The organism is Nonomuraea fuscirosea, assembly GCF_003001935.1.
In the GTDB taxonomy this organism is placed as follows: Bacteria; Actinomycetota; Actinomycetes; order Streptosporangiales; family Streptosporangiaceae; genus Nonomuraea; species Nonomuraea fuscirosea.
Genome location: NZ_PVNG01000014.1, coordinates 43,722 through 69,735, shown reverse-complemented (window position 1 = coordinate 69,735; position 26,014 = coordinate 43,722). Strand labels below are relative to the sequence as shown.

Annotated in this window: 25 protein-coding genes; 14 read left to right on the top strand and 11 right to left on the bottom strand. The window is 73.2% G+C overall.

Annotated features, from left to right (window positions below):
- Position 1: 1 nt before the first annotated feature.
- Entirely contained in the window at positions 2 to 1,372 is a 1,371-nt protein-coding gene (locus tag B0I32_RS30160) for a glycoside hydrolase family 5 protein (RefSeq protein ID WP_106245544.1), read from the top strand.
- On the opposite strand, the gene B0I32_RS30155 is transcribed toward B0I32_RS30160, so the two are convergent.
- Genes B0I32_RS30155 through B0I32_RS30130 form a run of 6 tightly spaced genes read right to left on the bottom strand, consistent with a single transcriptional unit; the run spans position 1,359 to position 7,889 of the window.
- Complete coding sequence (locus B0I32_RS30155; RefSeq protein WP_106245542.1) at positions 1,359 to 2,414, bottom strand: ADP-ribosylglycohydrolase family protein; 1,056 nt, start codon at positions 2,412 to 2,414, stop codon at positions 1,359 to 1,361. The genes B0I32_RS30160 and B0I32_RS30155 overlap by 14 nt on opposite strands.
- Complete coding sequence (locus tag B0I32_RS30150; protein WP_106245541.1) at positions 2,414 to 3,388, bottom strand: carbohydrate kinase family protein; 975 nt, start codon at positions 3,386 to 3,388, stop codon at positions 2,414 to 2,416. Before B0I32_RS30150 ends, B0I32_RS30155 begins: the two co-directional genes overlap by 1 nt.
- On the bottom strand, positions 3,385 to 4,368 hold the full coding sequence (locus tag B0I32_RS30145) for an ABC transporter permease (RefSeq protein WP_106245539.1): 984 nt from the start codon (positions 4,366 to 4,368) through the stop codon (positions 3,385 to 3,387). The genes B0I32_RS30150 and B0I32_RS30145 overlap by 4 nt, the downstream gene beginning before the upstream one ends.
- Positions 4,365 to 5,351, bottom strand: coding sequence for an ABC transporter permease (locus B0I32_RS30140; RefSeq protein ID WP_106245537.1), 987 nt, complete (start codon positions 5,349 to 5,351; stop codon positions 4,365 to 4,367). The genes B0I32_RS30145 and B0I32_RS30140 overlap by 4 nt, the downstream gene beginning before the upstream one ends.
- Positions 5,348 to 6,844: a sugar ABC transporter ATP-binding protein gene (locus B0I32_RS30135; RefSeq protein WP_106245535.1), complete on the bottom strand. Its 1,497-nt coding sequence runs from the start codon at positions 6,842 to 6,844 to the stop codon at positions 5,348 to 5,350. The genes B0I32_RS30140 and B0I32_RS30135 overlap by 4 nt, the downstream gene beginning before the upstream one ends.
- A 7-nt stretch (positions 6,845 to 6,851) precedes the next feature.
- A complete protein-coding gene (locus B0I32_RS30130; protein WP_106245533.1) occupies positions 6,852 to 7,889 on the bottom strand; it encodes an autoinducer 2 ABC transporter substrate-binding protein in 1,038 nt (345 codons plus the stop codon).
- Positions 7,890 to 8,084: 195 nt separating this feature from the next.
- On the opposite strand from B0I32_RS30130, the gene B0I32_RS30125 reads away from it, so the two are divergent.
- Entirely contained in the window at positions 8,085 to 8,798 is a 714-nt protein-coding gene (locus B0I32_RS30125; protein WP_106245532.1) for a GntR family transcriptional regulator, read from the top strand.
- Here the strand turns inward: B0I32_RS30125 and B0I32_RS30120 are convergent.
- Positions 8,795 to 10,288: a carboxylesterase/lipase family protein gene (locus tag B0I32_RS30120; RefSeq protein WP_106245530.1), complete on the bottom strand. Its 1,494-nt coding sequence runs from the start codon at positions 10,286 to 10,288 to the stop codon at positions 8,795 to 8,797. The genes B0I32_RS30125 and B0I32_RS30120 overlap by 4 nt on opposite strands.
- Positions 10,289 to 10,365: 77 nt before the next feature.
- On the opposite strand from B0I32_RS30120, the gene B0I32_RS30115 reads away from it, so the two are divergent.
- From B0I32_RS30115 to B0I32_RS30105, 3 genes are all read left to right on the top strand, one after another.
- The gene (locus tag B0I32_RS30115; RefSeq protein ID WP_106245528.1) at positions 10,366 to 10,959 is read left to right on the top strand and encodes a TetR/AcrR family transcriptional regulator; all 594 of its coding nucleotides are present in this window, start codon (positions 10,366 to 10,368) and stop codon (positions 10,957 to 10,959) included.
- A gap of 128 nt (positions 10,960 to 11,087) precedes the next feature.
- Positions 11,088 to 12,047 (top strand): ornithine cyclodeaminase family protein, encoded by a 960-nt coding sequence (locus tag B0I32_RS30110; protein ID WP_106245872.1) that lies wholly within the window; start codon positions 11,088 to 11,090, stop codon positions 12,045 to 12,047.
- A 46-nt stretch (positions 12,048 to 12,093) separates the two neighbouring features.
- Entirely contained in the window at positions 12,094 to 12,987 is an 894-nt protein-coding gene (locus tag B0I32_RS30105) for a LysR substrate-binding domain-containing protein (protein ID WP_106245527.1), read from the top strand.
- Here the strand turns inward: B0I32_RS30105 and B0I32_RS30100 are convergent.
- The gene (locus B0I32_RS30100) at positions 12,984 to 13,592 is read right to left on the bottom strand and encodes an NAD(P)-dependent oxidoreductase (protein WP_106245526.1); all 609 of its coding nucleotides are present in this window, start codon (positions 13,590 to 13,592) and stop codon (positions 12,984 to 12,986) included. The genes B0I32_RS30105 and B0I32_RS30100 overlap by 4 nt on opposite strands.
- 81 nt (positions 13,593 to 13,673) lie before the next feature.
- Positions 13,674 to 14,585, bottom strand: coding sequence for a LysR family transcriptional regulator (locus tag B0I32_RS30095; protein WP_106245525.1), 912 nt, complete (start codon positions 14,583 to 14,585; stop codon positions 13,674 to 13,676).
- A gap of 118 nt (positions 14,586 to 14,703) precedes the next feature.
- On the opposite strand from B0I32_RS30095, the gene B0I32_RS30090 reads away from it, so the two are divergent.
- From B0I32_RS30090 to B0I32_RS30050, 9 genes are all read left to right on the top strand, one after another.
- On the top strand, positions 14,704 to 15,837 hold the full coding sequence (locus B0I32_RS30090) for an FAD-dependent monooxygenase (protein WP_106245523.1): 1,134 nt from the start codon (positions 14,704 to 14,706) through the stop codon (positions 15,835 to 15,837).
- On the top strand, positions 15,834 to 17,780 hold the full coding sequence (locus tag B0I32_RS30085) for a CocE/NonD family hydrolase (protein ID WP_106245521.1): 1,947 nt from the start codon (positions 15,834 to 15,836) through the stop codon (positions 17,778 to 17,780). Before B0I32_RS30090 ends, B0I32_RS30085 begins: the two co-directional genes overlap by 4 nt.
- Entirely contained in the window at positions 17,777 to 18,280 is a 504-nt protein-coding gene (locus tag B0I32_RS30080; RefSeq protein ID WP_106245520.1) for a nuclear transport factor 2 family protein, read from the top strand. Before B0I32_RS30085 ends, B0I32_RS30080 begins: the two co-directional genes overlap by 4 nt.
- A 6-nt stretch (positions 18,281 to 18,286) precedes the next feature.
- The gene (locus B0I32_RS30075; RefSeq protein ID WP_106245518.1) at positions 18,287 to 18,601 is read left to right on the top strand and encodes an NIPSNAP family protein; all 315 of its coding nucleotides are present in this window, start codon (positions 18,287 to 18,289) and stop codon (positions 18,599 to 18,601) included.
- Between the two features lie 61 nt (positions 18,602 to 18,662).
- Positions 18,663 to 20,360 (top strand): AMP-binding protein, encoded by a 1,698-nt coding sequence (locus B0I32_RS30070; protein WP_106245516.1) that lies wholly within the window; start codon positions 18,663 to 18,665, stop codon positions 20,358 to 20,360.
- A gap of 119 nt (positions 20,361 to 20,479) precedes the next feature.
- The gene (locus tag B0I32_RS30065; RefSeq protein ID WP_106245515.1) at positions 20,480 to 21,103 is read left to right on the top strand and encodes a DedA family protein; all 624 of its coding nucleotides are present in this window, start codon (positions 20,480 to 20,482) and stop codon (positions 21,101 to 21,103) included.
- 44 nt (positions 21,104 to 21,147) lie between these two features.
- Entirely contained in the window at positions 21,148 to 21,933 is a 786-nt protein-coding gene (locus B0I32_RS30060) for an MOSC domain-containing protein (protein WP_146178359.1), read from the top strand.
- Positions 21,923 to 22,873, top strand: coding sequence for a PDR/VanB family oxidoreductase (locus B0I32_RS30055; RefSeq protein ID WP_106245512.1), 951 nt, complete (start codon positions 21,923 to 21,925; stop codon positions 22,871 to 22,873). Before B0I32_RS30060 ends, B0I32_RS30055 begins: the two co-directional genes overlap by 11 nt.
- Positions 22,870 to 23,790, top strand: a complete 921-nt coding sequence (locus B0I32_RS30050) for an acetamidase/formamidase family protein (protein ID WP_106245510.1) — start codon at positions 22,870 to 22,872, stop codon at positions 23,788 to 23,790. The genes B0I32_RS30055 and B0I32_RS30050 overlap by 4 nt, the downstream gene beginning before the upstream one ends.
- A 68-nt stretch (positions 23,791 to 23,858) precedes the next feature.
- Here B0I32_RS30050 and B0I32_RS30045 read toward each other — a convergent pair whose 3' ends face one another.
- The gene (locus B0I32_RS30045; RefSeq protein ID WP_219912070.1) at positions 23,859 to 24,932 is read right to left on the bottom strand and encodes an adenosine deaminase family protein; all 1,074 of its coding nucleotides are present in this window, start codon (positions 24,930 to 24,932) and stop codon (positions 23,859 to 23,861) included.
- Positions 24,929 to 25,981, bottom strand: a complete 1,053-nt coding sequence (locus B0I32_RS30040; protein WP_106245509.1) for an ABC transporter substrate-binding protein — start codon at positions 25,979 to 25,981, stop codon at positions 24,929 to 24,931. The genes B0I32_RS30045 and B0I32_RS30040 overlap by 4 nt, the downstream gene beginning before the upstream one ends.
- Positions 25,982 to 26,014: the final 33 nt, after the last annotated feature.

Here is a 26,014-nt window from a genome sequence, read left to right as displayed (position 1 = left end):
CATGACGTTTCTGCGCACCGAGGGCCGCCGGTTCGTCGACGAGAGCGGCGCCACCGTACGCCTGCGCGGCGTCGCCGTGGGCGGCTGGCTCAACATGGAGAACTTCATCACCGGCTATTCCGGCAACGAGTCGCTGATGCGCGCCACCGTCCGCGCCGTGCTCGGCGAGGAGCGCTACGAGCTCTTCTTCGACCGGCTGCTGAGCGCGTTCTTCGCCGACGCCGACGCGGAACTGCTGGCCGGGGCCGGCCTGAACTGCGTCCGGATCCCGGTCAACTACCACCACTTCGAGGACGACCGCGCGCCGTTCGTGTTCAAGGAGGACGGGTTCCGGCACCTCGACCGGGCCGTCGAGGCGTGCGCGCGGCACGGCGTCTACTCGGTCATCGACCTGCACGCGCTGCCGGGCGGGCAGAACCACCACTGGCACTCCGACAACCCCACGCACCGGGCCGCGTTCTGGGAGCACCCGCACTTCCAGGACCGGGTGGTGGCCATGTGGGAGCACATCGCCGACCACTACAAGGACAACCCGTGGGTGGCCGGGTACAACCCGATCAACGAGCCGGCGGACGAGTCGCGGGAGGTGGTCGGGCCCTTCTACCGCCGCCTGGTCGAGGCCATCAGGAAGGTGGACGACCGCCACATACTGTTCCTCGACGGCAACACGTACTCGACGGAGTTCGACGTCTTCGCCGAGCCGTGGGAGAACACCGTCTACGTCTGCCACGACTACGCCGCCCCCGGCCTGGGCCGCGGCGGGGACTACCCGGGTGTCACCGACGGCCGGCACTACGACAGGGCGGCGCTGGAGGCCAAGTACGCCGACCGCACCGCGTACTGCCGCCGGACCGGGACGCCGGTCTGGGTGGGGGAGTTCGGTCCCATCTACACCGGTGACGAGCGGGTGGACGCCATGCGCCGGCGGCTCCTCGACGACCAGCTCGACATCTACCGCCGGGACGGGGCCGGCTGGTCCATCTGGATGTACAAGGACCTCGGCCGGCAGGGCGTGGTCATGGTCCGGCCGGACTCGGCGTACCTGACCAGGTTCGGGGACTTCGTGGCGAAGAAGAACCGCCTGGGCGCCGACCAGTGGGGCAGCGACGGCCGGGGCGTCGCCGAGGTGACCGAGCCGTTCCAGGAGCTGATCGCCCGCGAGGTCCCCGGCTTCGATCCCTACCCGTGGGGCCGTTTCGACTGGGTCAGGACGCTCATCCTGAACATCGCGGTCGCCCAGCCGCTGGCGTACGAGTACGCCGAGCTGTTCCGCGGGCTCGGCGACGACGACCTGATCGCCCTCGCCGACTCGTTCGCCCTCGCCAACTGCGACGTCCGCACCCCGCTCCTCGACCAGCTCAGGACCGGCTGACCAGGCCCGCGGGCACCGGGCGGGCGACCGCCGTCAGGCGGGCCGCCACGCCGGCCAGGTCCAGCCCGTTGGCCTGCTCGACCCGGGCGACGGTCTCGGCGGGCAGCGCGGCGACGCCGTTGAGCGCGCCCGCGACGGCCGCCGCCATGCAGCCCACCGTGTCGGAGTCGCCGCCGGCGGTGGCCGCCGCGACCGCGGTCTGGAACGGGTCGCCGCCGGCCGCCACGAGCAAACCGATGGCGGCCGGGCACGCCTCGGCCGCGGGCAGCCCGGTGCCGATGACGGCGGCGATCCGTTCGATGGCGTCGTCCAGGTCGCGCGACTGCACCGCGAGCGTGACCGCGAGGTCGATCCGCTCGGCGACCGACGGTCCGGGGACGTGCCGGCCCTGCTCGGAGCCCAGCCGCTCGCCGAGCTCCGCGCCGTGCCGCGCGGCCCGGACGACCTGGAACAGGTCGGCGCCGTCCACGCACGCCGCGGCGGTGGCGGCGGCGATGGCCGCGGCGCCGGCGACGCCGATGTTCGTGTGGTGGCTGGGCACGCACGTCAGGTGCGCGGCGCGCACCGCGCCCTCGATGTCGCCGGGGTGCACCAGGCCGGCGGGGGCGACCCGCATGGCGCCGCCGTTGCTGGCGCCCTCGCTCATGATGCGGCCCGACCGGCCGACCTCCCAGGGATCCTCGCCGGCCTTGAGCCGCTCGATCGCCCGGCGGGTGGTGGGGCCGGCGAAGTGGGGGAAGTAGTCGGGATTGCCGGACCAGCCGATGAGCAGGTCGGCCATGACCTCGGGCGTGACGTCCCCGTCGTGCGCGATGAACGCCTCGGCCAGCAGCAGCATCTGGCTGGAGTCGTCGGTGATCTGGGCCGGCCCGCGCCCGACCGCGTACGGCGCGTCGGGCAGCGGCGCGTGGAAGCTCTCCACCCGGTGCCCGAACAGCCGCCGGATCTCGGGGATGGAGCGTTCCTCGGTGGGGGCGCCGAGGGCGTCGGCGATGCAGGCGGCGGCCAGGCTGCCGTGGATGCGGTCCAGAAGAGTGATCATCAGAATCCTTGCAGGGGAGGAGCGGCGTCGAGAGTGACGTTCCGCACGAGAGAATCGATGCCGGTCCCGGCATCGAGATAGGCGCGTGAGCCGAGCCGCCCGACGCAGAGCGAGGCCGCGGCGACCCCGGCGCGCAGGCTGTCGGCCAGGGACCGCCCGCGGATCCAGGACCCGGTGAACGCCCCGGCCAGCGTGTCGCCCGCGCCGGTGGTGTCCACGACCTCGATCTCCGGCCCGCGCGCCGACCAGCTCTGCCCGGGGGCGAAGCAGAGGGCGCCGGCCCGCCCCCTGGTCACCACGACGGCGCCGGCGCCGGCCGCGAGCAGCAGCGCGGCGCAGCGCGCGGGGTCGCCGCCGGCCAGCACGTCGGCGGTGCGCTGGTTGCAGAAGACGAGGTCGCTGAGCCGGGCCAGCTCCCGCACCTGGTCGAGCCGGCCGGCGACCGCGTCGGGCTCCAGGTCCACGGCCACCTTCGCGCCGCCCGCCCCGGCCCGTCCGGCCAGGGCGATGGCCCAGTCGAGGTCGTCCGCCAGCGGCGCGACCAGCCGCGCCGTGCGCAGCAGCTCGTCGGAGATCTGGCCCACGGCCGGGATCTTCACCTCGGTCACCGCGCCGACCAGGGACTTCTCGCCGCTGGGGTCGAGCTGGATCACGCAGAACCAGGTGTGCCCGCCGGGTACGGTGACGCTGGCGGAGACGTCCACGCCCTGGGCCGCGAGCCGGTCGAGGGCCTGCCGGCCGAGGTCGTCCGCGCCCACCGCCGTGGCCAGCGCCGCCCTGGCCCCGGCGAAGCTCGCCGCGGCGGCCAGGTTGGCGCTCATGCCGCCGCCGTGCACGCCGGCCAGCCGGCCGATCGCCTTGTCGTCGGCCACCGCGATGTGCGGCACATGCACGAAGTAGTCGACACTGGCATCACCGACGGCCAGCACGTCCACGCGCCGGTCGTCCGCGGGCCGGTCGTTCTGGGTCGTCATCCGGCGGCCTTCCTGCCGATCAGGTTGTTCAGCAGGGCCGCGCCGACGAGGACCAGGCCGAGGATGCCGGTCTGCACGGAGTTGCCGACCTGCGCCAGCTGCAGCCCCCACGACAGCACGACCACGACGGCGAGCGCCAGCAGGACCCCGCTGAGGTGCCCCCGGCCGCCGAAGATGTCGATGCCGCCGAGCACCGCGATGGTGATCGCCTGCAGCTCCATGCCGGTGCCCGCGCTGGGCCTGGCGGTGAGCAGCCAGGCGTTGGTCACCACGGCGCCGAGCGCGGCCAGCGCGCCCGACAGGACGTAGAGCCGGAACCGCAGCCGCCGCACGTCGATCCCGGCCAGCCCCGCGGCCCGGTCGCTGGTGCCGGCCTGGTGCAGGCGGCGGCCGAACGCCGTGCGGTTCTGCGCCCAGATGGCCAGCGCGTACATCGGCGCCAGGACCAGGAGCACCTGGGTGGGGACGCCGAGGATCGCGCTCTGCCCCAGCGCGGGGAAGCCGCCTCCGTCGAACCCGCCGAGCTGGCCGCCGCCGGTCAGCACCTGCGCGAGGGCACCGTACAGGAAGAGCGTGCTCAGCGTGACGATGAGCGGCGGCAACCCGAGCCGGGCGATCATGAAGCCGTTCACCGAGCCGAGCAGGCCGCCGAAGACGACGGTGACCAGCGCGGCCACCCACGGGCTGAGCCCGGCGTTCTGCGCGAGCAGCCCCATGACGATGCCCGACAGGCTCAGCACCGACCCCACGGACAGGTCGATGCCGCCCCTGCCGCCCAGGATGACGAGCGCCTGGCCGAGGGCCAGCAGGCCGATGACCGCGCCGTACTGCGTCATCGCCAGGAGGTTGCCCACCTGGAGGAAGTACGGCGACAGCACGCTCATCAGGGCGCCGAGCGCGACGACGAGCACCGCGAGGAACACCCGGCGGTCGCTCAGCCGGTCGCGCAGCGAGCGCCTGGCCACGGCTGTCGTTGTCATTTCCGCGCTCCGATCCGCTTGTCGAGGGTGCGTCTGGTCAGGACGTCGAAGGCCACCGCGAGGGCGACGGCCAGGCCGACCAGCACCCCGTTCCACAGCGGAGGCACGCCCATGAGGACGACTCCGTTCTGCAGCAGCGCGATGAAGACCAGGCCGCCGAGGGTGCGCAGCACGCCGCCCTCGCCGCCCAGGATGCTGGTGCCGCCGACGACCACGGCGGCGATGGCGGGCAGGGTCAGCTCCTGCCCGGCGGTGGCCTGCACCACGCCGACCCGGCCCACGTAGATCAGGGCCGCGATGCCGACGAGGGCTCCCACCAGCACGTACGCCACGAACGAGGTGCGGCCGACGGGCACGCCCAGCAGCCGCGCGCCCTCGGCGTCGTTGCCGATGGCGAACAGCCGCCGGCCGAACACGCGGTGACGCAGGACGTACGCGAAGATCCCGAACACCACCAGGACGACCACGCCGACCAGCGGGAAGCCGCCCGCCCGCGCGGGACCGAGCACCGGCACGACGGGCCCGGCGAAGACGTCGGTGCTGTTCCACAGGACGAACAGCACGGTCTTGAAGACGGCGGCGGTGCCCAGCGTGGCGATGATGGGGGAGATCCGCCCGCCGACGATCAGCCCGGCGTTGACCGCGCCGAGCAGCCCGCCGAGCAGCACCGAGGCCAGCACCACGAGCAGCGGCGGCAGGCCGGCCACGAACAGTGAGGCGCCGACCCAGGCGACCACGCCCAGCATCGGGCCGACCGACACGTCGATCCCGGCCAGCAGCACGACCAGCGTCATCCCGGCCGCCAGCAGGGCCAGGTCGGCCGAGTTGATCACCACGTTCGCGAGGTTGGAGGCGGACAGGAAGTCGGGGGCGGCCAGGCCGAAGAAGATCACCTCGGCGACGAGGAGGATCGGCAGCAGCGCGTCGCGCAGCAGGGTCAGCAGGCGCGGCGACGGGGCCGTCACGGCGGACACGGCGCTCACCGGTTCACCCCCATCGTGGCGCGCAGCACGGCGTCCTCGGTCAGGTCGTCGCCGTGCAGCTCGGCGGCCATCCGGCCCTCGCGCATGACGTAGACGCGGTCGGAGACGGCCAGCAGCTCCGGCAGGTCGCTGGAGATGACCAGCACCGCCGTGCCCTCGCGGGCGACCTCCACCAGCCGCTGCTGGATGTCGGTCTTGGTGGCCACGTCGATGCCGCGGGTCGGCTCGTCGAGGATGAGGATCTCCGGGCCGGTGACGAGCTGCCGGGCGAAGAGCACCTTCTGCTGGTGCCCGCCGGACAGGCCGGTGACGGGGAAGTCGAGCGTCGGGGCCTTGATCCGCAGCGAGCGCACCCATGTGGAGGCGAGCTCGCGCTCCTTGGCCCGCCGGATGACGCCGAAGCGTCCCAGCAGGGCGGGCAGCAGGACGGCGGTGAGGTTGCTCATCGTGTCCATGCCGGGGAAGAGGCCCTGCGTCTTCCTGTCCTCGGGCAGGTAGGCGATGCCGCGCGCCATGGCGTCGCGCGGGCTCTTCGGCGCGTACGGCTCGCCGCGCACCCGCATCGATCCGGCCGTGGGGCGCAGCATGCCGAAGACGGTCAGGGCCAGCTCCGTGCGCCCGGCGCCGACGAGCCCGTACAGGCCGACGACCTCGCTCTCGCGCACGGTCAGGCCGACGCCGGACAGCGAGCCCGGCACCGTGATCCCGTCCGCCTCCAGCACCACGGCACCGGGGTCGGCGACCGACCGGCTGATCGTGGCGTTGACCGGGCGGCCGGACATCATCTCCAGGATCCGGTCGTGGTCGGCCGCGGCGGCGGGCAGGTCGCCGGCCAGGCGGCCGTCCTTGAGCACGATGAACCGGTCCGCGACGTGCTCCAGCTCCTCGAAGCGGTGGGTGATGTAGAGGATGGCCACGCCCGCCTCCGAGAGCCGCTGGACCACGCGGAAGAGCCGCCGGGCCTCGGCGTCGGTCAGGATCGAGGTGGGCTCGTCCAGGATCAGCACCTTGGCGTCCACGTCCACGGCCCTGGCGATCAGGGCGAGCTGCTGCTCGGCCAGGCTGAGCGCGTCCATCCGCCGGTTCAGCAGCTCCACGGGCAGGCCGAGCCGCCCGAACAGCTCCACGCCGCGCGTGCGCATCTCGCCCCAGTCGACCTGGGTCAGGCGGTCGCGCGGCTCGCGGCCGACGAAGAGGTTCTCCAGCACGGAAAGCCGCGGGAAGAACGACGGCTCCTGGTAGACGACGCTGACGCCGGCGGCCAGCGCGGCGCCGGGCGAGGCGGGCCGGTGCGGCTCGCCGTCGAGCGTCATCTCACCGGCGTCCGGCCGGTGCACGCCGGCGATGAGCTTGATCAGGGTGGACTTGCCGGCGCCGTTCTCGCCGAGCAGGGCCAGCCGCTCGCCGGCCGCCAGCGTGAAGCCGACGTCGGTGAGCGCGGCGGTGGCTCCGAAGCTCTTGGAGAGCCCGGTCACCGAGAGGATCGTCCGCACGTCGCTCCTAGTAGTCGAACTGCGCGATGTTCGACTTGGTGAAGACCATCGGCGGGCCCAGCACCAGAGTCTTGTCGCCGGCGTCGTACTTCACCGGCTGCTTGAGCCCCGGCACGGTGTTGTCCGCGGCGATCTGCTTGCCGTCCAGGAGCTGCTTCATCGCCCAGACGGTCAGGATGCCGAGCTGCGGCACGTCCCACAGGACCGTGGAGGTCATCGCGCCCGACTCGACGTACGTGCGCGCGGTCTTGGGCGAGCCGAAGCCGGAGACGGCGATCTGCCCGGCCTTGCCGGCGTTCTGGACGGCCTGCGCCACGCCGGGCACCGCCGTCGAGGGCACCGCGATGAGGCCCTTGAGGTCGGGGTTGGCGGTCATGAGGTCCTGCGCCTCCTTCAGCGCCTGCGCGGTGTCGGTGGTGTAGCGCACCCCGCCCACGAGCTGCATCTTCGGGTACGCGGCCTCCTGCCGCTTGCGCGCCTCGGCCACCCAGCTGTTGAACGTCTGCGTGTCGGCGGCGCCGGAGACGATGCCGTACTCGCCCTGGCCGCCCATCTTCGCGGCGATCTGGTCCATGACGGTCGCGCCGAGCGCGGCGTCGGTGGCCTGCTGCACGAAGACCTGGCGCTCACTGTCGGGCGCGTCGGCGTCGGAGGTGATGACCACGATGCCCTTCTTCCGCGCCGCCGCGATGGCGGGGTTCATCGAGCGGGGGTCGAGCGGGGAGACCGCGATCGCGGCGTAGCCCTGCTGGACCAGGCTGTTGAAGATGCGGACCTGCTCGGTCGCGTCCGCGGTGGCGGGACCCGCCTGCGTGTACGACATGCCGAGCGACTTCGCCGTCTCCGTGGCGCCCTGCTTGAAGGCGGAGAAGTAGGGGACCCCCTCCACCTGGGAGACGAAGGCGACCTTCTTGCCCCCGTCGCCGTCGCCGCCACCGCCGCCGTCCGGAGCGGCGCTCGGGCTCGCCGAGCCGCCCACCGTCGAGCAGGCCGCCAGCGCGAACGCTGTCAGGGTGGCCACGATCCCGGCCTTGATGTTTCGCATATCGCATCCTCACGAGACGACTGACTGGTCACGAAGGCGCGCCCCGTGCCGCCTGTGGGCCCCAGGCTAGAAATCAGTACCTAACAATGTCAAGAGTTGTAGGTACTAATCTGATTCCTGTAGGTATAAGTTGTGTTGGTCGACTGTTACTGATACTTCGGTCTGCGCCGGCTTTGTGAGCGAGGGGAGACCCGCATGACCAAGCGCCATGCGCACGAGATCGTCGCCGATTCTCTGCGCACGCAGATCCTGGACGGCCGGTACAAACCAGGCGAGCGGCTGCCGTCCGAGGAGGCGCTCACCGACGAGTACGGCGTCAGCAGGAACACCGTCAGAGTGGCGCTCGACCGCCTGGCCGCGGCCAACCTCATCACCCGGCGCCGCGGCTCGGGCAGCTACGTCAACGTGGAGATCGGCATCAGCCACTCGCTCGGCAGCCTGCGCAGCTTCACCACCCTGCTGCGTGACCTGGGCCTCGAGCCGGGCATCACCGGGGTCGAGATCCGCCGCGACCCCGCCCCGCCGCTGGAGATCCTCGGCTTCCTCCCCTCCGAGGCCGTGTGGCTGGTCCGCCGGGTGCGCACGGGCTCCGGCTCTCCCTTCGCGCTGCTCGACTCCTGGCTGCCCGACCGGATCGGCTCCCGCATCGACCCCGAGGTGCTGTCGGAGCGCCAGTCCCTGTACGCCTCCCTCGCCGAGGACCTCGACACCAGGGTCGCCGAGGCCACCGAGAGCATCCACGCCGAGGCCGCCGACGAGCGGGAGGCGGGCGTGCTCGGCGTCCCGGTCGGCAGCCCGCTCATCGTGATCAGGCGGTGGACGTACGACCGGGCGGGCCGGCCGGTCGAGTACACCCGCTCGGCGGCCCGGGGCGACCGCTACCGCTACGTGGTCAAACTGCGCGCTTAGGGGAGATCGAAGGGGTCGGGATGGTGGCCCGCCCAGATCCGGCGGGACGCCTCTTCGGGGTAGGGCCGCGTGTCCGGCTCGACGTCCAGGACACGGGTGAGCCGCAGGTCCGGCCGGTAGGCCGCCCATCCCGCGTCACCGGTGGTGACGAAGCGGACCCATGCTCCCTTGAGCTCGCCGGAGACCGCGACGGCCTCGGGGGTGGCTTCGCCGCCGAGGAGTTGTGCGCCGACGGGACTGTCCAGCGTGCCGAACGCCAAGGGGATGTCGAGGCTGTGGCAGGCGCCCAAGGCCCCACCTTGGGCGGGGGCGGTCCAGCACAGTTCGAACAGGTAGGAGGTGCCGCCGGCCGCGGTGTTCGCCTCGGCCAGCCCCTGCGACGGCATGCGGAACAGGGCGTCCGCGTACACCGTCTCCACCAGTTCCTCCGGACCGGCCTGCGGGAACCCGGCACGGTAGGCATCCGCGCCGTGCGGTCGCGGGGCGAGCAGGTCCAGCGCGTCGCGGGCGTGCTGCCCGGTGAACGTGCCCCGGCGTCCGCTCATGACGCTGAACAGCCGGAACTCGTCCCGTGCGTGGCCGGCGAGCAACTCGATCCCACTCGCCCGCGCGCCGGTCAGCGCGGACCACGGCGTCTCCTGGAGGATCTCCCCGTCGACGACCGGGCACAGGGCGGTGCCGGACTCGGTGAGCCGGCCCCAGCGCTCCCGGTAGGCGTGGAGGCCGGCGTTGAAGGCGGTGAGCTCCGTGGCCAGCCGCCAGGGTTCGACGTCACGCAGGGCCGCCGCGGTGGGGGCCGGCGCGCCGGCCCGCTCCGCGAACGCGGCGGTGATCTCCCGGGCCAGCGCGGGCGTACTGTGCAGCCCCGGTACGGAGTGGGCGATGGCGCGCCGGAACAGGCCGCGGGCCGGCTTCATCGTGAGCAGGGCGGCGACCGACCCCGCCCCCGCGGACGTCCCGCCCACGGTGACCCGGCCGGGATCGCCGCCGAACGCGGCGATGTTGCGCCGCACCCACTCCAGCGCCGCGATCTGGTCGAGGAACCCGCGGTTGGGCGGCGCGTCGTCGAGGAACGCGAAACCCTCCGCGCCCACGCGGCAGTTGACGCTCACCACGACGAGCCCCGCCTCGGCCAGCGCCGCCGGGTCGAACATCGGGTCGTTCGACGCCGCCGACACGTAGCCGCCCACGGGCAGCCACACCAGCACCGGCAGACCCGCCGCGCCCGGATCCGGGGTGCCCACATTGAGCGTCAGCCAGTCCGTGCCCTGCGGCGGGCCCGTGTCGATCGGCAGGGACAGCGGCACCGGAGGACCGAACTCCGTCGCCTGCCTCGTCCCCTCCCAGCGCGGCGGCGGGGCGGGGGCCTGGAAACGCAGCTCTCCCACCGGGGGCCGGGCGTAGGGGATGCCGCGGAACACGGCGTGTCCCTCTCGCCAGAGCCCCTGCACCACACCTTCCGTGGTGCGCACCTTCGGCTGTTCCGGCATGACGATCCCCTTCCGTCCGGTTATAGGTCAACTGTATTATGTCAGTTGTATGGGAAAGACATCCGGGAGGGCCGGGCATGCCGAAACAGGTGGATCACCGCGACCGCCGCGAGACGATCGCCCGCGCCCTGTGGCGGGTGGTGGAGCGGCGCGGCGTCAGCCAGCTGACCATGCGCGTGGTGGCGCAGGAGGCGGGCATCTCCCTCGGGCAGTTGCAGCACTACTTCGCCTCGCGGAGCGCCATGCTCTCCTTCGCCATGGACTTCGCCTCCGAGCAGACCTCGCTGCGCGTCGGCCAGGGCCTCACCCGGCTCGGCGACCGTCCGCACCCGCGTGACGTGCTGCGCGTGACGCTCGCGGAGATGCTCCCCCTGCACGCCGACGCCCGCGCGACCAGCCGGATGAGCGCCGCCTACGTCCTTGAGGCGCTGCACGACGAGGCCGTGCGCGAGCAGGCCCGCCGCGGCCTCGTCCGGGGACGCGCGCTCGTCGAGGAGCTGGTCCGGCAGGCGATCGCCGACGGGCACATCGGCCCCGATCGGGATCCCGCCACCGAGACCAACCTGCTCCTCGCCCTCACCGGCCTGACGCCGCTGCTCGAACTGGGGGTGATCGAGCCAGGCGACGCGCTCACCGCCATCGACGCGCACCTGGAACGGCTGTTCCGCTGACGGGCGGCCGGCGTTCGCTCCGACCGGCTGCTTCGCCGACCGGCGGCCGACGCGTACTCCGACCGGCTGCTTCGCCCTGACGGGGGCGACGATCCTCCGGAAGGACCGCGCCTGTCATCATGGCCGGCATGACCAGAATCCTCACCCGTGGCGACCTGCTCACCCTGCTCGATCCTGACGCCTGTCTCGCGGCCCTGCGCGACGGTTTCGTCCAGGACGGCGGCGGGGCGTTCGCCGGGCAGAGGATCCGGGCGGAGCTGCCGTTCCCCGGTACGGCCACCGCGCTGATCCCCGGTCTGCTGCCCGGGATCGACGCGTACACGGTGAAGGTCAACGCGAAGTTCCCGGCGGCCAGCCCGGCGCTGCGCGGCGTCATCTGCCTGCACGGTGGCCAGGACGGCGAACTGCTCGCCCTGCTCGACAGCGCCACCGTCACGGCGTGGCGCACGGGCCTGGCGGCCGCCCTCGGCACCGACGCGCTGGCCGCCCGGAGCAGCGACGATGCGGGTGACGTCGTGGGAGTCGTCGGTGCGGGGGCCCAGGCGGACCTCGTGGTGACCGGACTGCGGCGGCTGCGTCCCGTACGCGATCTGATCATTCACGACGTGTCCCCTGAGCGGGCCGCGGCCTTCCGCGACCGGCACGGCGGCCGCGTCGCGGCATCGGCGGCCGAGGTCGCCGCGCACGCCTCCGTCGTGGTGCTCGCCACCTGGTCCCGCACCCCGCTGCTGACCCTCGCCGACGTCCGCCCCGGCCGGCACCTGACCACGCTGGGTGTGGACGAACCGGGCAAGCAGGAGCTGGCGCGCCCCGTTCTGGAGGCCGCGGGGGTGCTCGCGGTGGACGACCGGCCGCTCGCCGCCGCCATGGGCGTCCTCGCCGCGACCGGCCTGCCGGCGGAGGCGGCGCACGCCACCCTCGGCGAGATCCTGCGCGCCGACCACCCGGGCCGCACCGGCCCCGAACAGCTCACGGTGTACGGTCCGGTGGGCCTGCCCTGGCAGGACCTCGCCCTCGCCTGGCTGGCCTACCGCGAAGCCGAACGCCGCGACCTCGGCCGCACGGTCGACTTCCTCGGCGGGTCCTGAGCCCGGCCGATCACCGACGTCCGCCGCCGGGAGGGGAATCACTGGCATGCACGTGGATCTGAACCTGCTCACCGTGCTCGACGCCCTGCTCGAAGAGGGCAGCGTGATGGGGGCGGCCGGGCGGCTGGGGCTGTCGTCGCCCGCGGTCAGCCGTACGCTCGGCCGGCTGCGCAAGGTCACCGGCGACGACCTCCTCGTCCGCACCGGCCACACCATGACCCCCACCCCGTACGCGCTGGCGATCAGGGAGGACGTGCACCGGCTGGTCAGGCAGGCGCACGACGTGCTCGCGCCGGCCCGCCGGCCGGACCCGGCCACGCTGGAGCGCACCTTCACGATCCAGTGCCACGACGCGCTCGCCGCCCCGCTCGTGCCCGCGCTGGTCGCCAGGATCCAGGAGCGGGCCCCCGCCGTACGGCTCCGATTCCTGGGCGAGCACTCCGCCGACACCGACGACCTGCGGCACGGGCGCGTCGACCTGGAGCTCGGCGGCGGCCGGCCCGGCCAGCCCGAGTTCCGGTCGGAGACGCTCGGGCACGATCCGCTCGTCGTGGCGATGCGCCAGGACCACCCGTGCGCGGGCGGCCTCGACCTGGGCGGGTACGCGGCGCGGCCGCACGTGGTGGTCTCCCGGCGGGGCCGCCTCACCGCGCCGATCGACGACGTGCTGGCCGCCCAGGGCCTGCGCCGCCAGGTGGTCGCGGCCGTGGCGAGCCTGCCCGTGGCCCTGCTGATGGCCCGTGGCGGCGAGGTGCTGGTCACCTGCACGAACCTGCTCAGCCGTCCGTACGTCGAGGCGTTCGGGCTGGTCACCCGGCCGCTGCCGGTCGAGTTCCCGGCGGCGGTGATCAGCTGCGACTGGCACCAGCGCTACGACTCCGACCCCGCCCACGCCTGGCTGCGCGACCAGGTACGGGCCTGCCTGGCCGAGATCGTCTAACCGGGCAGCGGCAGGGCCACGGCCCCGGGGAAGCGGGGCGACTCGGCCTCGTCCAGCATGGCCGCGGCGACGCTCTCGCGGCTGACCTTCGCGCCGAGGTCGAACGGCGGCGCGGCGTCCAGGCCGACCGTGCGCCTGCCGGGATCCTCCGGCCCGTCGCCGAGCACCCCGGCGTGGAAGACCGTGCCCCCGGCCGCGAGGACGGCGCCGTCGGCCGCGACCTTGTCCGCGAGCCGGTCGCCCAGCAACCGCACGAGGACGCTCGCGCCCGCTCCCGCCGCGGCGGCGGATTCGCCGGTGCCGTAGGCGCCGAGCCAGATGACGCGGCGCGGCCCGGCGGCGAGGACCGCCTTGGCGCCGGCCAGGAGGACGCCCGCCTGGTCGGTGCCGAGTGCGGACAGGACGACGGAGTCCGCGCCGACGATCGCGGCGATGCTCGCCGGATCGTGCACGTCGCCGGCCACCTTGGTCAGGCCGGGGGAGCCGGGCAGGTCGATGCGCGCGGGATCGCGCGCGATCGCCGTGACGGTGTGGCCGCGCCGCAGCGCCTGCCGGGTGAGGGCGAGTCCGGTACGGCCCGAGGCCGCGAGAACGGTGAGATGCATGCCGGGAACGCTAGGCACCCGCCCGGATAACGGCAAGTGCAAGTATCACAACGGATGATTTACCGCAGCGCAATCCGCATGTCACTCCAGGCCGGCGAGGGCGGCCATGATGTGGCTGATGCGCTCGCGGAGCAGCTGGTGCGTGCGGTCGTGGTGGTTGCGCGGATGCCACGCCATGTCGATCGTCACGGTGGGCAGCGTCAAGGGGATCGGGAACGTACGCAGCCCGAGCGTCTCCAGCATCGGCCGCCCCAGCCGGGTCGGGGCGACGCAGACCACGTCGGTCTCGCGGGCCAGGAACAGCGCCCCCGCGAACGTCGGCACCACGGCGACCACCCGCCGGCGCAGGTCAAGGGCGGCCAGCTGCTCGTCGATCGGGCCGTGGGCCCGCCCGCGCCGCGACACCACGATGTGATCGGCCGCGGCGAACCGCTCGGGCGTCACGGCCGCCCCCTCCGCCAGCGGGTGGCCGGGCCGCACCACGCCGGCCAGCGTCTCCGTGACCAGCGTCTCCACGCGGATCTCGGGATCGCCGGGCCGGATGCTGCCGATCTCCAGATCGACCAGCCCCTCGCGCAGGGCCGGGGTGTCCTCCAGGTTCTCCGGCCGCAGCCGCAGCGAGATGCCGGGCGCCTCGACCCGCAGGTCGTCGATGAGGGCCGGGATGAACGTCGTGGACAACATGTCGGTGACCTGGAGGTCGAACACCCGCACCGTGGTCCGCGGATCGGCGGCCGTCGACGGCGCGAACAACGCCCGCGCCCGGGTCGCGATCGCGTGCGCCTCACCGCGCAGCTCCAGGGCCCTGGGCGTGGGTACGAGATCGCGGCCGGCGCGGACGAGCAGCGGATCGTCGAAGGCGCGGCGCAGCCGGGACAGGGCCCGGCTCATCGCCGGCGCCGACGTGTGCAGGCGCGCGGCCGCCTTGGTCACGCTGTTCTCGGCGAGCAGCGCGTCCAGCGCCTCGATCAGGTTGAGATCGACGTGGTCCATCCGCCGATTATCACACGCGCAATGAGTCCGTACCGATGTTGCACTGGTGCTAATCCGGAGTCGTTCCTACGGTGGGCAGCGCGACGAACATGTGCCGAGAACGACGGAGGTGGCTGTGATGCGGGCTGTGCTGATCGGTGGCGGGATCGTGGGCTTGACGACGGGGCTCGCGCTGCGCCGCGCCGGGATCGAGGTGGTGATCTGTGAGCAGGCGCCGGAGATCCGCGCCGCGGGGGCCGGGCTGGGACTGTGGGCCAACGCGCTGGCGGTGTACGACGAACTCGGCCTCGGTGACGAGGTGCGCGCCATCGGCAAACCCAGCGAGATGTACTTCCACGACCCGGCCGGGCGGCTGCTCGAAACGCCGGAGTTCGGGGTCGAGGACCATCGGTACCTGCTGGTGCACCGGGCGAAGCTGAACGATCTGCTCGCCGACGCCGTGGGCCGCGCCAACATCCGCCTGTCCACCGGGTTCGACGCCTACGACGAGCACGCGGACCACGTCACCGTCCGGCTGACCGACGGCGGCGAGGAGCAGGGGGACGTGCTCGTCGGGGCGGACGGGGCGTACTCGGCGGTACGCGCGCAACTGGTGCCGGGCACCGAGGCCCGCGAGCACGACGGCCACCACGCCTGGCGCGCCGTCTTCCCGGCCCCCGGCATCCCCGTGCCGGACGACCGGCTGATCCTGGGCGGCAACGGCTGCCGGGGCGGGTACCTGCGCACCCAGGACGGGAAGGTCTACTGGCTGGTCAACCAGTTCAACTCGCCCCCGCTGACCGGCACCCCGAAGCAGCAGGCCCTGGAACGGGCCGCCCACCTGGAGGAGGACGGGCGGGACGGGATCCTGAGCCGGCTGATCGAGGCCACGCCGGACGAGGTGATCCTGCACAACCAGATCATGCTCGTGCCGCCGCTGCCGCACTGGGTCTCCGCGCGGGTCGTGCTGGCCGGCGACTCGGCCCACGCGATGTCGCCGCACATCACCGCCGGCGCGACGCTGGGCATCGAGGACGCCGCCCTGCTCGGCCGCCTGCTCACCCCCGGCGGCGACGTACCCGCCGCTCTCGCCGCCTACGAGGCCGCCCAGATCCCCCGGTACGAGCACGTCGCGCGGCTGTCGGCGGCGGTCGAGCACGCTCCCACGCCGGAGCTCTTCGCACGGAACTACGCCGCCTTCAGCCACTGGATGATCACCCCCCAGTCCCGGTCCCAGCCCCAGCACGCCGAGACGGGACGGGCGCGGGCATGACATTCACCGTCGAGGTGGACGTGCCGGTGCCGATGCGCGACGGCATCGCCCTCGCCACCAACGTCTGGCGGCCCGCCGGCCCTGGACCGTTTCCCGCGCTGCTGGTCCGCACCCCCTACGGCAAGGACGACGCCGGGCTGTACGGCAACCCGAAGCTGCCGGACGTGTTCGCCCTCGTGGCCGCCGGTTACGCGGTGGTGGCCCAGGACGTGCGCGGCACCTCCCGCTCGCCGGGGACGTTCGTGCCGCACGCGCACGAGGGCCGCGACGGCGCCGACACGCTCGCCTGGCTCGCCGCGCAGCCGTGGTGCGACGGGGCGGTCGGCATGTGGGGCGGGTCCTACATGGGGTTCGCGCAGTGGGAGGCGGCCGTGCGCGAGGTGCCGGCGCTGCGGGCCATCGCACCCGTGATGACCTCCGCCGATCCGTACGCTGCGCCGTGGTACTCGCCGGGCGGCGCGCTGTCGCAGGACGCCGTGCTGACCTGGGGCACCCTGTCGGCCCTGCGCAACCTGCACCGCACCCTCGCCGACGCCAAAGACGATGGCGACGGTGACCGGAACGCGGATGCCGCCGATGCCGGCAGGCTCATGGCGGGATTGTCCGATCCCGAGCTGCTGCACGACTCCCTGCCGCTCGCCGACCGCGCCGCGCTGACCCGGCACCTGCCCTGGGCCGGCCAGGTGCTCGGCCATCCGGAACGGGACGCGTTCTGGCAGGACATCGCCGCGATCGACCGCTGCGCCGACATCACCGTCCCCGCGCTGCACATCGGCGGCTGGTACGACGTCTTCATCCGCGAGACCGTCCGCTCCTACACGATGATGCGCCGTCACGGCGGCGGCGCCGCGGCCCGCGACGGTCAGCGGCTGATCATCGGCCCCTGGAGCCATGCCGACGGCACGGACCTCGGCACCTTCCCCGACCGGTCGTTCGGGCTCGACGCCGGCATCAAGGCCGCCGACGTCACGGGCGCACACCTGGGGTTCTTCGATCGATGGGTCCGGGGCAGGCCGGATGCCTCCGACGGCGCGCCCGACGGCGCCTCCGACGGCGCCTCCGACAGAGCGCCCGACCGCGCCTCCGACGACACGCACCGGGTGCGCATCTTCGTCATGGGCGCCGACCGGTGGCGCGACGAGGCGGACTGGCCGCTGCCTGACACCCGCCACACTCCGTTCTTCCTCGACGGGGCCGGCCGCGCCAACACCGCCGCCGGCGACGGCCTGCTGCGGCGCGACGTCCCGGCGGCGGAGGCGGCCGACACCTTCCGGTACGACCCGCGCCACCCGGTGCCGAGCCTGGGCGGCACCGTGCTCGCCGCCCTGCCCGGCGCCTACCCGGGCCCGGCCGACCAGACGGCGGCCGAGGCGCGCGACGACGTGCTGTGCTTCAGCACCGCCGTCCTGGAGCGCCCGATCGAGGTCACCGGCCACGTCGGCCTGGTCCTGCACGTCTCCTCCTCCGCCCCGGACACCGACTTCACCGGCAAGCTCGTGGACGTGCACCCCGACGGCAGGGCGATCCTGCTGTGCGAGGGCATCCAGCGCGCCCGCCACCGCGGCTCGCTCACCGAGCCCGAGCTCATGGAGCCGGGGACGGTCTACGAGCTGAGCATCGACCTGGGCGTGACGTCGAACGTCTTCCTGCCCGGGCACCGCATCCTGCTGGAGGTCTCCAGCAGCTGCTTCCCCCGCTACGACCGCAACACCAACACGGGCGCGACGATCGCCACCGACGGCCCGGACGACCTGGTGGTCGCGGTCAACCGGGTCCACCACGGCCCGGGCCGTCCCAGCCGCCTGGTGCTGCCGCTGATCGACCGCCCGGGCTCGGCACCCCTGACAGAAACCACGGAAGCGGACGCCCGACCCCGCACCGAGAGCACGGAAGCGGACGCCCGACCCCGCACCGAGAGCACGGAAGCGGAGGCGCGGTCATGACCACGCTGGAGGAGCTGGCCGACCGGGCGGCCGTCGCGGACGTCGTCGCCGGCCTCGCCCACGCCCAGGACGACCGGGACTGGCCCGCGCTGCGCCGGCTGTTCGCCGACGAGGTGCTGCTCGACCTGTCGACCCACCACTACGGCCGGCCGCCGACCACCGTGACGGCCCCCGACCTGGTCGAGCTGGCCAGAAAGACCCTGGACGGCTTCGACTGCACCCACCACGCCGCCTCCAACCTCGTCGTACGGCTGTCGGACGGCGAGGCCGAGTGCCGTACGCACATGGTCGCCTACCACCACGTCCCCGCCGATCCCGGTGTCGTCGACCACTGCACGATGCGCGGCTACTGGCAGCTCAGGCTGCGCAAGCTCGGCGGGCGCTGGCTGATCACCCACTGGGCCGTGGTGCGCACGGGCCCGTGGGAGGGATCCCCCGACGCCTACGCGCTCGCCGCCGCGCGTGTCACCCCCCGCTCCGACGACCGCCACGAAGGATGAGCATCGATGTTCTACGAGATCCGTACGGAACACGCCCGCCCCGGCCGGGGCGCCGAGCTGGCGGGCTACATGGACGAGACCGTCATCCCGCTGCACCAGGAGCTGGGGATGCACGTGGTGGGCGCGTTCACCGTGATCGGCGACGAGGACGCCTTCGTCTGGATCCGCCGCTTCGAGGACGCCGCCGACCGCGAACGCGTCCTGAAGGCCGTCCACGGTGATCCCCGGTGCGCCGGCGTGGCCGAGACCGTCTCCGACCTGACGGCCGGGACCGAGTCCACGATCCGCCTGGAACCCGCCCCCGGCTCCGCACTCCGCTGACCCGCCGAACGCCTCACCTGACGCACGCCGTGCCCCGTACCCGCACCGAGGAGGACACACCGTGAACGTGACCGCCGCGTACCGGCAGAGCCGGGACCAGCTGCTGCGCCTGCGCGACCGGCACGACCGCGCCGTGGCCGAGTTCCGCTGGCCGGAGCTCGGGACCCGGTTCAACTGGGCGGTGGACTGGTTCGACGCCGTAGCGCGCGGCAACGACCGCCCGGCCCTCGTCGTCGTTCGGGAGGACGGGTCCGCGACCGAACGCACCTTCGCCGAGATGTCCCGCGCCTCCGACCGCCTCGCGTCCTGGCTGGCCACGGCCGGCGTCCGCAAGGGGGACCCGGTCCTGCTGATGCTCGGCAACCAGGTCGAGCTGTGGGAGTCGATGCTGGCCGTGATGAAGCTGGGCGCGGTCATCCTGCCCACCACGACCGCGATGGGTCCCGAGGGCCTCGCGGACCGGATCACCCGTGGCCGCGTCCGGCACGTGATCTGCGACGCCGCGCACACCGGCGCGTTCGACGACGTGCCCGGCGGCTACACGCGGATCAGCGTCGGCGCCGCGCCGGGCTGGTCCGACCTGCGGGCGGCCGCGGAGCTGGCGCACACGAGCGTCGCGCACCCGGGCACGGCGCCGGACGACCCGCTGCTGCTGTACTTCACCTCCGGCACCACGTCGCGGCCCAAGCTGGTCGAGCACACGCAGGTGTCCTACCCGGTCGGCCACCTGTCCACGATGTACTGGCTGGGCCTGCGCCCCGGCGACACGCACCTGAACCTCTCCTCACCCGGCTGGGCCAAGCACGCCTGGTCCTGCTTCTTCGCGCCGTGGATCGCCGAGGCGGCCGTCGTCGTCTGCGACTACCGCCGCTTCGACCCGGTGACGCTGCTGGAGCAGCTGCGCGACCGCGGGGTCAGCTCGTTCTGCGCCCCGCCGACCGTCTGGCGGATGCTGATCAACGCCGACCTGGGCGCGCGCCCGGACGCGCTGCGCGAGGTGATCAGCGCGGGGGAACCGCTCAACCCCGAGGTCATCGAACGGGTCCGGCAGGCATGGGGCCTGACCGTGCGCGACGGATTCGGCCAGACCGAGACCACCGCCCAGGTGGGCAACCCTCCCGGCGCCGCGGTCCGGGCCGGATCGATGGGCCGGCCGCTGCCCGGCGTCCCGGTCGTCCTGGTCGACCCGGCCGGCGGCGGCCTGGTCACGGGCGCGGGCGAAGGAGAGCTGTGCCTCGACCTGTCGGCCCGGCCGCTGCCGCTCATGACCGGCTACCGCGACGACACCGCCCGCGACGCGATGAGCGGCGGCTACTACCACACCGGCGACGTGGCGGCCCGCGACGCCGACGGCTACATCACCTACATCGGCCGCACCGACGACGTGTTCAAGGCCAGCGACTACAAGATCAGCCCGTTCGAGCTCGAATCGGTGCTCATCGAGCATCCGGCCGTCGCCGAGGCCGCGGTGGTGCCCGCCCCCGACCCGGTCCGGCTGGCCGTGCCCAAGGCGTACGTCGCGCTGGCGCCCGGTCACGAGCCGACGCGGGAGACGGCGCTGTCGATCCTGCGGTACGCGCGTGAGCACCTCGCCCCGTACCAGCGGGTCCGGCGGATCGAGTTCTACGACCTGCCCAAGACCATCTCCGGCAAGATCCGGCGCGTCGAGCTCCGGACCCGGGAACAGGAGCTGGCCGACGGCCCGGGGGCGCGCGCCGAATGGCGCGACGACCAGCTCCCCGGCCTCACCACCCCCTGACGCACCGACGCGATCCACCGACATGACCCGCCGACGCGACCCGCCGACACGATCGACCGACACGATCCACCGACACAGACCCGCCGACGCGACGCACCGACATCCCTGAGGGAAACACCATGATCGACTGGCTGGAGCTCGCCGAATCGCTCATCACCTCACCCTGGCTGTACGCGGTGCTCATCGCCGTGTCCTGCCTCGACTCCTTCCTCCCGCTGATCCCGAGCGAGGCCGTCGTGGTCGTCGCCGGCGTCTACGCCGCCACCGGCAAGACCGACCTCGTGCTCGTCATCGCCGCCACGACGCTCGGCGCGTTCCTCGGCGACATGGTGCCGTACGTCGCCGGGCGGCTGCTCGGGCCACGCGTGCTCAAACGGCTGCCACCCGGCACCAAGCGGCGGCGGGCGCACGACTGGTTCACCCGGCAGCTCGACGCCCGTGGCGGCTTCGTCCTGGTGACCACCCGGTTCATCCCGGTCGGCCGCTATCTGGCCACTCTGTCCACCGGGATCGTCGGCTACCCGCTGGGCGCGTACATGGCCTTCGTCGGGTTCGCCACCGCGACCTGGAGCGCCTACACCGTGCTCACCGGCTATCTCGGCGGCGTCATCTTCCAGGAGAACACGCTGCTCGCGATCGCCGTCGGCCTCGCGCTCGCGTTCCTGGTCACCGGCGTCATCGAGGTCGTCCGCCATCTGCGCCGCCGCGGCGGAGCCGTCGCGACGGAGACGACCGTCGAGTGAGGGACACGCCGGAGGAGGCAATCCGCGAAAAGGAGGGACATGTCGTGACGCGCACGAGCGCCGGCCGGGTGCGCGAGCTGTTCGTCTACCCGGTGAAGGGCCTCAGCGCGCAACCCCTGGACCACACCGAGCTCCGGCCCGGCGAGGGCGTCCCGTACGACCGGAGGTACGCGCTCGCCCGGCCGGACGGCGCCTACCGGCCGGGGACCCGGGAGGGACTGTCGAAGCGGGAGTTCTACGCCCTGGTCTCGGACCACCGCCTGGCCGGGCTCGGCACGCACCTCGACACGGAGACCGACGTGCTCACCGCCCGCGTCGGCGGCCACGACGTGCTCAGGGCCGACCTGCGCACCGAGCGGGGACGCGACGGCGCGGCGCGCTTCTTCGCCCGAATCCTCGACCTGCCCGCCGGGGTGACGCCGCTGCTCGCGCGGGAGCCGGGCCGGCGCTTCACCGACGCCGCCGCGGCCGGGGACGGGCCGATGGGCTGGATCTCGCTGGTCAACCTGGCCTCGGTGCGCGATCTGGAGTCACGTACGGGCAGGGTGGTCGATCCGCGCAGGTTCCGGGCCAACGTCCTCGTGGACGGCCTGCCGGCCTGGTCCGAGCTGGAGCTGATCGGCCAGGAGTTCGACCTGGGCGGCGTACGCGTCCGCGCCGTGCACCGGACCAAGCGCTGCGCCGCGACCGAGGTCGATCCGGACACAGGCCGCCGCGACCTGCCGGTGGTGACCCTGCTCGACAGGACGTACGGGCACCAGCTCATGGGCGTCCACCTGGAGGTCCGCACCGCCGGATCCGTGCGGCGGGGCAGCGACCTTGTCCTCTGAGCTGCGGCTGCGCGTCAGTGAGGCGGCCGACCTCACGCCGGCCGTGCGCCGCTTCGTCCTGCGGGACCCGGACGGAGGCGCGCTGCCGGCGTACGAGCCGGGCGCGCACGTCGTGGTGACCGTCCCGGCCGGGCACAAGCGCGGCTACAGCCTGGTCGAACCGGGCGGCGCCCGGCCACGGGAGTACGTCGTGTGCGTGCGCCGCGACGACGCCGGCCGGGGCGGCTCCGCGAGCATGCACCGCGACGTGACGATGGGCACCGAGCTGGTGGTCTCCGCGCCGGCCAACGGCTTCCCCCTCGAACCGTCGCCCCGCTACCTGTTCATCGCCGGCGGCATCGGCATCACGCCGATCAGGGCCATGGTGCGCCGGTTACGCGCCGGGGGCCGTACCGGAGTACGGCTGCTGTATCTGACGCGGTCGGCGGCGGAGACCCCGTTCCTAAACGAGTTCGGCGGCCCCGAGGACACCGTGCACCACAGCGACGGCCACGGGCCGCTCGACCTGTGGCCCCACCTCGCCGTGCCGGACGACGACGTGCGCGTCTACTGCTGCGGGCCCGCCCCGCTCATGCGGGCCGTGCGCACGCTGACGGCGCACTGGCGGGCGAGCCGGATCCACATGGAGGAGTTCACGGCCGCCGGCACCGGGATGTCGCTGCCGTTCACGGCTGTCTGGGCTCCCGACGGGCGGCGGGTGCCCGTGCCCGCGCACCTGTCGCTGCTGGCCGCGCTGCGCCGGGCCGGCGTGCGCGTCGACTCGTCCTGCGAGGCGGGCGTCTGCGGCACGTGCCGGCTAACGGTCCTCGACGGTGAGGTGGATCACCGTGACGCGGTGTCCACTGAGAAGGAGCGCCTTGGGAGCATGGTGGCCTGTGTGTCGCGGGCCGGATCGCCGGAGATCGTCGTCGGCCCCTACGAGAACGAGGAGCCGGTTTGACCATCCACCACCTGCATCCCGAGCCCGGATCCACGATCGACGTGCTCGACCGCGACACGCCGCCCGCGCTCAGCGTGGACCCGGGTGACACCGTCGTCGTCCGATCGCTCGACGCGTCCGGCCACCTGGAGCGGCAGCGCACGCCGGGGGAGCGGCGGCCGACCATGTTCGCGGACCGGCGCGGTCACTGCCTCACCGGTCCGGTCGAGGTGCGCGGCGCCGCACCGGGCGACGTGCTGGCCGTCCGCATCGACTCGGCCAGGCCGGGAGAGTGGGGCTGGACCATCGCGGGCGCCAAGGACAACGCGCTGAACCGCGCGCTCGGGCTCACCGGGGAGCCGTCCTGGCTGCTGTGGGAGATCGACGCCGACGCCGGGACCGCCACCAGCGACCGCGGCCACACCGTACGGACCGCGCCGTTCCTCGGCGTGATCGGCCTGCCGCCCGCCGAGCCGGGCCCGCACTCCACGGTCCCGCCGCGCGCGGCCGGCGGCGGCAACATCGACTGCCGCGAGCTGACCGCCGGCGCGACGTTGTACCTGCCGGTCACCGTGCCCGGCGCGCTGCTGCACCTCGGCGACGGTCACGCCGCGCAGGGCGACGGCGAGGTGTGCGGCACCGCGATCGAGTGCCCGATGACGACCGAGGTGACGCTCGACGTCGTCACCGGCCCGCCCGTGCCCGGGATCCACGCGGTGACGCCCGGCGGGCGCGTCACGTTCGGGTTCGACGCCGACCTCAACGCGGCCACCGCGGAGGCGCTCGCCGCGATGCTCACCTGGATGCAGCACCTGTACGAGCTGGACCGGGGCACCGCCACGGCGCTGGCCAGCACGGTCGTGGACCTGCGCGTCACCCAGGTGGCGAACGAGACGTGGGGCGTGCACGCCGTCCTGCCCCACGACGCGATCACCTGAACCGGGCGAAGGCCGCACCCGTTCCAGCCGCGCGCCGGCCGCCCCCACGTCGGCCGGCGCGCGGCGGGTCACTCCGAGCCGGCCAGCTCGCGTTCGAAGCGCTCGCGCAGCGCGGCCTTCTCGGGCTCGGGCAGCCAGCACGCCTCCACCCCGGCCAGCGCCATCGCGCGCAGCCGCTCGTCGGGCACGGCGAGCTCGTCGGACAGGATCCGGTACTCCTGCGCCAGCGACGTCGGGAACATCCCGGGATCGTCCGAGGCCGGGATGACGTTCAGCCCGGCCGCGAGCATCGCCGCGATCGAGGCCCGCCGCCACGGCCGCCACGAGCGCCGCGACGTGGTCGAGATGACGGTGAACGGCACCTGCTCGTCCCTGACCCTGGCCACCACCTCGTCGTCTTCGAGGACGAAGTAGCCGTGGTCGATCCGGTCGCAGCCGAGCACGTCCAGGCAGGTGATCGTGTTGACGGCGACGGGCGCGTGCTCGGAGGAGTGCGCGGTGCGGCGCAGCCCGGCCGCCCCGGCGAGCCGGAAGGCGGCCGCGAACCGCTCGGGCGGCCCGGACGTCTCCAGGTTGTCCAGCCCGATGCCGGCCACGTAGTCGTGCGGATGGTCCACGACCGTGCGCACCCAGGACAGCGCCTCATCGCCCGACCGGCTCCGGTCCACGGCCGCGATGAGCCGGCCCGACATGCCGAAGTCGCGCTCGGCCATCCTGATGCCCTCGGCGTACGCCTCGACCACCGTCGCGTAGCCGAGCTTCTCCTGATGCTCGGTCAGCGCGTCGAACGACACCTCCAGGTGCCGGGTCGCGCTGGTCCTGTGCGCGTCCTCGAACGCCTCGTACGTGATCCTGGTCAGGTCGTCGGCGTCGCGCAGCACCTGCAGCACCCACGACGACACCTGGAACAGCGAGTACGACACCTCCGGCTCGTCCGCGCTCCTGCCCTGCGGCACCGGGATCCGGGTGTCCAGGTAGAGCGCCGGGTCCGGCGGCAGCGAGTTCACGTCCGCGTAGATCCGCTCGGGCGGGGCGGGCAGGTCGAGCCGCTCCCGCCTGGCCAGCTCGGCGAAGGTCGAGGCGCGCACGGTGCCGATGAGGTGACAGTGCAGGTCGACCTTGGGCATCAGGTCGAGCCTCACTTGCCGGCCACCTCCCGGGTGAAGCGGTCCACCCACGTGGCGCGGGTGTCCACGAGCTCGGCGGGGTCGAGGGTCTTGTAGCCGGCGGCCACGGGGTCCTTCGCCGCCTCGCCGGTCACCTTGGCGATCTCGGGCGGGATGTCCGCCTTCGGGTTCGTGGGCAGGTCGCCGACCGTCTTCGCCATGGCGCTCTGCGCCTCGGCCGACAGCATGTAGTCGATCAGCTTCGCCGCCCCCTCCGGGTTGCGGGCGCCCTTGGGGATCATCGCCCGGTTCGTGGCCATGTAGCGGCCCTTGGCGGGAGCCGTCCAGGCGATCGGCTCGCCGGAGGAGACGAGCTTGGTGGCGAAGCCGCTCAGCGCGTCGGCGGCGACGATCTCGCCCTGGGTGAGCAGGTTCGTGACCTCGGTGGATGAGGTGTAGAACTGCAGCACGTTCGGGGCCCAGCCGGCCAGCGTGCGCAGCGAGCCGTCGATGTCGTACGGGCCCTTGCCGTACGCCTCGCCCACCCCGGAGATCATCAGCTGCCCGGCGGTCACCGAGATGTCGGGCAGCGCCACCTTGCCCTTGTGCGCCGCGTCGGCGAACAGGTTCCAGTCGGCGGCCTGCTTCTGGTCCAGCTGCTCGGTGTTGTAGATGACCCCGTTCAGCTGGTGGGTGTAGGCCGGACCCTCGTAGCCGCCCTCGGTCGCGAACGGCGCCAGCTGCTTGATGTTGGGCACGTCGACCTTCTGGAACAGGCCGTCCTTCTGCCCGAGCGCGGCGAAGTAGTCGGAGATCAGCACCACGTCCGCCTCCGGCTCGCCCTTGGCCAGCTTCAGCTTCGACAGCCGGTCGGCGTTGGACCCGGTGTCCAGCTCGACCTTGATCCCGGTCTGCTGGGTGAACGGGGTGATGACCGCCTGCTCGAACTCCTTCACCCCGAAGGGGAAGGTGCTGACGACGACGGTGTTCGCCTCCGCCTGCTGCTCGCCCGAGCCGGAGCCGGAGCATCCGGCCGCGGCGAGCACCATCAGGGCGGCGGCCAGTACGGCGCGGCGCGTGGGCATGGGGTTCCTTCTTTCGGCGGGTTCAGCGGGGTT

What these genes read in the sequence shown, in the direction of transcription:
- B0I32_RS30120 (WP_106245530.1), bottom strand. Translation starts at nt 10,288, where the DNA reads ATGCCGGAACAGCCGAAGGTGCGCACCACGGAAGGTGTGGTGCAGGGG.
- B0I32_RS30145 (WP_106245539.1), bottom strand. Translation starts at nt 4,368, where the DNA reads ATGACAACGACAGCCGTGGCCAGGCGCTCGCTGCGCGACCGGCTGAGC.
- B0I32_RS30130 (WP_106245533.1), bottom strand. Translation starts at nt 7,889, where the DNA reads ATGCGAAACATCAAGGCCGGGATCGTGGCCACCCTGACAGCGTTCGCG.
- B0I32_RS30150 (WP_106245541.1), bottom strand. Translation starts at nt 3,388, where the DNA reads ATGACGACCCAGAACGACCGGCCCGCGGACGACCGGCGCGTGGACGTG.
- B0I32_RS30115 (WP_106245528.1), top strand. Translation starts at nt 10,366, where the DNA reads ATGCCGAAACAGGTGGATCACCGCGACCGCCGCGAGACGATCGCCCGC.
- B0I32_RS30100 (WP_106245526.1), bottom strand. Translation starts at nt 13,592, where the DNA reads ATGCATCTCACCGTTCTCGCGGCCTCGGGCCGTACCGGACTCGCCCTC.
- B0I32_RS30110 (WP_106245872.1), top strand. Translation starts at nt 11,088, where the DNA reads ATGACCAGAATCCTCACCCGTGGCGACCTGCTCACCCTGCTCGATCCT.
- B0I32_RS30040 (WP_106245509.1), bottom strand. Translation starts at nt 25,981, where the DNA reads ATGCCCACGCGCCGCGCCGTACTGGCCGCCGCCCTGATGGTGCTCGCC.
- B0I32_RS30075 (WP_106245518.1), top strand. Translation starts at nt 18,287, where the DNA reads ATGTTCTACGAGATCCGTACGGAACACGCCCGCCCCGGCCGGGGCGCC.
- B0I32_RS30095 (WP_106245525.1), bottom strand. Translation starts at nt 14,585, where the DNA reads ATGGACCACGTCGATCTCAACCTGATCGAGGCGCTGGACGCGCTGCTC.
- B0I32_RS30090 (WP_106245523.1), top strand. Translation starts at nt 14,704, where the DNA reads ATGCGGGCTGTGCTGATCGGTGGCGGGATCGTGGGCTTGACGACGGGG.
- B0I32_RS30155 (WP_106245542.1), bottom strand. Translation starts at nt 2,414, where the DNA reads ATGATCACTCTTCTGGACCGCATCCACGGCAGCCTGGCCGCCGCCTGC.
- B0I32_RS30085 (WP_106245521.1), top strand. Translation starts at nt 15,834, where the DNA reads ATGACATTCACCGTCGAGGTGGACGTGCCGGTGCCGATGCGCGACGGC.
- B0I32_RS30105 (WP_106245527.1), top strand. Translation starts at nt 12,094, where the DNA reads ATGCACGTGGATCTGAACCTGCTCACCGTGCTCGACGCCCTGCTCGAA.
- B0I32_RS30080 (WP_106245520.1), top strand. Translation starts at nt 17,777, where the DNA reads ATGACCACGCTGGAGGAGCTGGCCGACCGGGCGGCCGTCGCGGACGTC.
- B0I32_RS30160 (WP_106245544.1), top strand. Translation starts at nt 2, where the DNA reads ATGACGTTTCTGCGCACCGAGGGCCGCCGGTTCGTCGACGAGAGCGGC.
- B0I32_RS30065 (WP_106245515.1), top strand. Translation starts at nt 20,480, where the DNA reads ATGATCGACTGGCTGGAGCTCGCCGAATCGCTCATCACCTCACCCTGG.
- B0I32_RS30125 (WP_106245532.1), top strand. Translation starts at nt 8,085, where the DNA reads ATGACCAAGCGCCATGCGCACGAGATCGTCGCCGATTCTCTGCGCACG.